General features: G+C 40.4%; 5 protein-coding genes. All 5 read left to right on the forward strand.

Annotated elements, in window-relative coordinates; all coding sequences use genetic code 11:
- The first annotated feature begins 378 nt into the window (after nt 1-378).
- The 5 genes from V7083_RS21625 (at nt 379) to V7083_RS21645 (ending at nt 5,826) form a co-directional block, all read left to right on the forward strand.
- Complete coding sequence (locus tag V7083_RS21625) at nt 379-1,392, forward strand: outer membrane lipoprotein-sorting protein (RefSeq protein WP_335481974.1); 1,014 nt, start codon at nt 379-381, stop codon at nt 1,390-1,392.
- A 110-nt stretch (nt 1,393-1,502) separates the two neighbouring features.
- Nucleotides 1,503-2,660: an alanine racemase gene (gene alr, locus V7083_RS21630; RefSeq protein ID WP_335481977.1), complete on the forward strand. Its 1,158-nt coding sequence runs from the start codon at nt 1,503-1,505 to the stop codon at nt 2,658-2,660.
- Nucleotides 2,661-2,856: 196 nt separating this feature from the next.
- Complete coding sequence (locus V7083_RS21635; protein WP_066400964.1) at nt 2,857-3,138, forward strand: CopG family ribbon-helix-helix protein; 282 nt, start codon at nt 2,857-2,859, stop codon at nt 3,136-3,138.
- Between the two features lie 4 nt (nt 3,139-3,142).
- Entirely contained in the window at nt 3,143-3,493 is a 351-nt protein-coding gene (gene ndoA / locus V7083_RS21640) for a type II toxin-antitoxin system endoribonuclease NdoA (RefSeq protein ID WP_007083556.1), read from the forward strand.
- A gap of 173 nt (nt 3,494-3,666) precedes the next feature.
- The gene (locus tag V7083_RS21645) at nt 3,667-5,826 is read left to right on the forward strand and encodes a Tex family protein (protein ID WP_438823760.1); all 2,160 of its coding nucleotides are present in this window, start codon (nt 3,667-3,669) and stop codon (nt 5,824-5,826) included.
- The last annotated feature ends 239 nt before the right edge of the window (nt 5,827-6,065 follow it).

Genomic DNA, 6,065 nt, shown 5'->3' on the forward strand with positions numbered 1-6,065 from the left:
GATGAAAGACAAAAGGAGAAGCGGAAACAAAGGCTCTGTCCTTCATAAAGGTGATGAATGACAAATAGAGAAGCGGAAGCAAAGGCCCTGTCTTTCATATGGTCGATGAAAGACAAAAAGAGAAGCATAAACAAAGGTCCTGTCCTTCATCCAAACCGCTAAACAACAACAAAGCTCAAAAATTCCCCAAACCAACCAGCCTCAAAAAAATAAATCAGCTTGTTTCACCCCATAAGCATAATCCAAAAGGTTGTCTCATATATTCGTAGGGAAAACAGGAGAGACAAGGTCAGCTATGGTCATTTTGGTATCACTGCCTGATCCCTGCCTTTCTCTTCTCAAAATCTAACTGAAATGAGACAAGAAGGGGTTGAAGGAATGAGGAAAAAGTTGTTACTGCTTATGACGGGGCTGATGGTAATCTTTGTACTGGCCGCCTGCGGCTCCAAATCACAACAAGATGTCGTGAAGGAGCTAAATGGAAAACTTGATGATTTAACGAGTTATAAAGCAGAGGCCAAAATGACGCTTAAAATGGGTACAGAATCTCAAGTCTATAACGTGGAAATTTGGCATAAGGATCCAACTTTTTATCGCGTAAATCTTAAAAATGCTGAAAAAGATCAAAGCCAAATGATTTTGCGCAATGATGAAGGGGTATTTGTATTAACTCCTGCCCTAAATAAAAGCTTTAAATTCCAAAGTGATTGGCCACAAAACAGCAGCCAGGCTTATTTGTATGAATCGCTAATTAAGGACATTGTGATGGATAAAGAGGCAAAGTTCTCAGAAACAAAAGGGCATTATGTATTTGAAACAAAAACCCGCTATCAAAATAATAGTATGCTACCAATCCAGGAAATTAAATTAAATAAAAAAGATTTATCGCCAGTGAGTGTAAAAGTGATGGATCCGGATCGAAATGCTCTGGTAACTGTTGAATTTGAAAAGGTTACTTTTAAAGCTAACTTCGACAAAAACGATTTCGATATGAAAAAGAACATGACTCGTGCCCAGCTTAATCTTCCGGCGATGGCTGATGGAGGCGACCAATCCTTTACGGTTAAATATCCAACCTTCGAGCCAAAAGGAACCAAGCTGGTCGAAGAAAAACAATCTAAGATTGAAGATGGTAAGCGCGTAGTCCTGACGTATGAAGGGAAAAAATCATTTACCTTAGTTCAGGAAAAAGTAAAATCAAAAGTCGCATCGACTACTCCAACCTACGTAGAGGGTGACTTGGTAGACTTGGGTATTACAATCGGTGCTGTTAATGACCACTCTATTAGCTGGTCAAATGAAGGTATTGACTATATGATTGCTTCAAAAAATCTAACTAAGGATGAAATGATACAAGTGGCTAAGTCTGTTTCAGGTGAAGCAGTAAAATAAATCCAACAGACTCCCTCCGGGGGGGTCTTTTTGTTTTTAGCACAAAGCCTGTTCGATGAAAATATGTTAAAATGGAAGAATGTTTATAAATTAGTGTAGGAAGTGGAAGCATGGAAGAGCAAGAGTATTTCTATCGAGATACCTGGGCAGAAATTGATTTGGATTGCATTCATGATAATGTGACTTCTTTAAAGAAACAATTAACAGAAGGAGTAGAAATTTTTGCTGTTGTAAAAGCAAATGCTTACGGGCACGGAGATTTTCAAGTTGCAAAAACAGCACTTGAGGCTGGGGCAACCTATCTGGCGGTTGCCATTTTGGATGAAGCGATTGCCTTAAGAAAAAAAGGAATCACAGCTCCGATTCTAGTTTTTGGTAACACCCGTCCGGAGAATGTAGGGATTGCGGTTAAAGAGAATATCACTTTGACTGTTTTTCAAAAAGAGTGGTTACAAAAAGCACAACAGTTCTTACAAACAAACGACCAACTGAAAGTCCATGTAAAAGTGGATACCGGTATGGGGAGAATTGGTGTGCGTACAAGTGATGAGCTGACTGATGTTGAAAACATCATTTTGAATGATAAACGGTTTGATTTTGAGGGAATCTTTACGCACTTTGCCACAGCAGATGAATTGGATCTATCCTATTTTGAGCAGCAATATAGTCGATTTGAAAAAATAATTAGCACCTTAGCCAAACGCCCTAAATATGTTCATTCTAGTAACAGCGCCGCGGCAATCAGATTTTCAAAGGCTTACTTTAATGCAGTTCGTCCTGGGATCGCGATGTATGGACTAACGCCATCGTTAGAAATGGAAAGCAAAATTCCGTATGATTTAAAAGAGGCTTTTTCCTTGAAAACAAAGCTTGTCCATGTAAAAAAACTATATAAAGGCGATAAAGTAAGCTATGGTGCCACTTACGAAAGTGATCAAGAAGAATGGATTGGCACCCTGCCTATCGGATATGCTGATGGTTGGATTCGCAAACTTCAAGGACAAGAGGTTTTGGTTAACGGAAAGCGGGCACCAATTGTTGGCAGAATTTGCATGGATCAGTGCATGATCCGCTTGCCTGAATACAATCCGGTTGGAACAACGGTCACCTTAATCGGAAAACAAGGGGATCAATTTATATCAGTGAATGACATTGCCGTGAAGCTTGGAACCATTAATTATGAGGTTCCTTGTATTATTACTAGTCGTGTGCCAAGAGTTTATAAAAAAGCGGGAAACATTGTCGAAGTAAAAAATTATCTTTTTTGATTTTTTAGAGGTTAAAAAGGAAACTCCATCATATTTATGATATAGTGGTTAATTTGTGCATAAAAGGATTAAATATTGGCTTATAATACAATAGGAGTGATATTTAGTCTATGCACGAAGTTCGTTAAGTGTTATTATAAAATATGGTATAGATAAAATAAAAAACGGTGTGTAGTGATGGTGGAGGTGTATGTTTGTGTCTGAACCCAGCGCAACTACGGAAATTTTAGTGAAATTACCGCAACATCTATTAACTGAATTAGATGGTTTCGTTAAACAAGAAAATGTAAACCGCAGTGAGTTTATCTACCAAGCAACCAAAATGTATTTGCGCGAACGAAAACAGAGACAAATTCGCGAATCCATGAGACGTGGATACATGGAAATGGCAAAGATTAACCTAAGAATCGCATCTGAAGCTTTCCAAGCAGAATATGAGGCAGAGCATACTGTTGAACGTCTTGTAAGCGGAGGATAATCACTTGATTGTCAAACGTGGTGACGTATATTTTGCGGACCTATCCCCAGTTGTTGGTTCTGAACAAGGCGGCGTCCGCCCAGTACTTGTCATCCAAAACGACATCGGGAATCGGTTTAGTCCCACCGTTATTGTTGCAGCGATTACAGCTCAAATACAAAAAGCGAAGCTTCCGACCCATGTTGAAATTGATGCGAAGCGCTACGGTTTTGAACGAGACTCGGTCATTCTGTTAGAGCAAATCCGCACAATTGATAAACAGCGGTTAACCGATAAAATAACCCATCTCGATGACGAAATGATGGAAAAAGTGGATGAAGCCCTGCAAGTCAGCTTAGGCCTCATCGAATTTTAGCAAAGACACGCTCTTTAACAAAAGAGCGTTTTTTCGTACATAATCCTGCCTTCATACTTAAACTGCTATCGGCAAGCTCTCCAGCTTGCCTTTCTTTTTGACATGAAACCTATTTGGTAGTTTGATACAATTAAGAAAAAACGAATTGGAGGAACAGTTTAGTGAGTGAAACGATGGTAAAAGACGATCAGCTCTTGGGGAAAATTGCAGCCGAGCAGGCTGTCTCATATAAACAAGTGAAAAATGTTATCTCGTTATTAAATGAAGGAAACACCGTTCCGTTTATTGCCAGATATCGTAAAGAAATGACAGGTGCGCTTGACGAAGTGCAGATCCGGAACATAATGGAACGTTGGCAATACATACAGAACCTTGAACAAAGAAAAGAAGAAGTCATCCGAATTATTGCTGAACAAGGAAAAATGACAGAAGAGTTACAGAAAAGCATTAATAAGGCCGAAAAACTGCAAGAGGTAGAAGACCTTTACCGTCCATATAAACAAAAAAGACGGACAAAAGCTACTATTGCCAAAGAAAGAGGCCTTGAGCCATTGGCTGAGTGGCTGCTAACTTTCCCCTCTGAAAATATCACGGCCAAAGCTCAAGAATTTTTATCAGAAGAAAAAGAAGTTCTGGCGATTGAAGATGCGATTAACGGTGCCAAGGACATTATTGCAGAAATGGTTTCTGATGATGCTGAGAGTCGGAAATGGGTTAGAAGAGAAACCTTTAAATCAGGTGCTGTGACTTCTACTGTAAAAGAAGCAGAAAATGACGAGAAAAATGTCTATGAAATGTACTATGAATATGAAGAGCCAGTTAACAAGATTGTGCCACATCGAATCCTTGCCTTAAACCGTGGGGAGAAGGAAGATATTTTACGAGTATCCATCAAAGTAAATTCCGATTTGATCCGTGCTTATTTATCAAAAAGGTGGATTAAAAAAGAACACTCACCAGCGGCTCCAGTTGTTTTGGAGGCAATCGAGGATAGCTATAAGCGTTTAATCCAGCCTTCGATTGAACGGGAAATCCGCAATGAATTAACTGAAAAAGCCGAAGAGCAAGCCATTCATATTTTCTCGGAAAACCTCCGAAACTTACTATTACAGCCACCGTTAAAAGGAAAAATGGTATTGGGGGTTGACCCAGCCTATCGGACAGGCTGTAAGTTGGCGGTAGTAGATGAAACGGGGAAAGTCTTGGAAATTGGCGTCATCTATCCGCATCCACCTGTTTCAAAAGCCAGAGAAGCAAAAGAGAAGATGGTTAAAATCTTGCGCGAGTTTAAAGTGGAAATGGTCGCAATCGGAAATGGTACTGCCTCCAGAGAAACGGAACAATTTGTGGCAGACATTTTAAAAGAAATGGATGAGGAAATTTTCTACTTAATCGTCAATGAGGCGGGAGCTAGCGTTTATTCTGCATCGGATCTGGCAAGAGAAGAGTTCCCTCATTTTCAGGTAGAAGAAAGAAGTGCTGTATCCATTGCCCGCAGATTGCAGGACCCGCTTGCAGAATTGGTAAAAATCGACCCGAAATCCGTCGGTGTCGGCCAATATCAGCATGACGTTTCTCAAAAACGTCTATCCGAATCCTTGCACTTTGTAGTGGAGACAGCCGTTAACCAGGTTGGTGTAAATGTTAATACGGCATCCTCTTCATTACTTCAATATGTTGCGGGCTTGAATAAAACTGCGGCCAACAATATTGTAAAGATGCGCGAAGAAACAGGGAAATTTTCAAGCAGGACCCAATTAAAGAAAGTACCGCGGCTCGGGGCAAAAACATACGAGCAGGCCATTGGTTTCCTTCGGGTTTTAGAAGGGAAACAGCCTTTAGATCGGACCGGGATCCATCCTGAACATTACCCTGAGGTTGAAAAATTATTAAAGAATTTAGGATTCACAACAGCAGATTTGGGTAAGGAAGAATTGATGGAATCATTAAGCGGTCTGGACTTAAAGGCGGTTTCCGAAGAGCTCGCTATTGGGGAACTTACTCTGAAGGATATCGTTGATGCCTTAGTAAGACCTGAACGTGATCCACGTGACGAATTACCACGCCCTCTTCTAAAAAAGGATGTCCTAAAACTAGAAGATCTGAAACCGGGCATGGAACTGCAAGGAACAGTTAGAAATGTAGTCGATTTTGGGGCATTTGTAGATATTGGGGTTAAGCAGGATGGCCTAGTTCATATCTCCAAACTCAGCAACCGCTTCGTAAAACATCCATTAGATATTGTATCTGTTGGGGATGTGGTTACTGTATGGGTCGATTCTGTCGACATGAAAAAAGGACGCGTGGCCTTAACCATGCTGCCACCGTCTTGATTTAATAGTAAGAAGCACATGGGAAGTTGCCTGTGTGCTTTTTCTTTTTTGATTCTTTTTTGATTGTGGGGCAAAGAGGGTTTCTTAGTTAGAAGTGGCTTGTAGGTAGCGGCAAAGCATAGAGATGTAGCATAGAAGGTCTCTACGTTCCCGAGAAAGAGGTGGCAGAAGGAAAAGTGGAATATAGAAGGCCTCTACGTTCCTGAAAAAGTGATAGCTCAGGAAAAAAGGGAATATAG

It is taken from the genome of Bacillus sp. JJ1764 (assembly GCF_036962145.1).
Classification (GTDB): domain Bacteria; phylum Bacillota; class Bacilli; order Bacillales; family Cytobacillaceae; genus Neobacillus.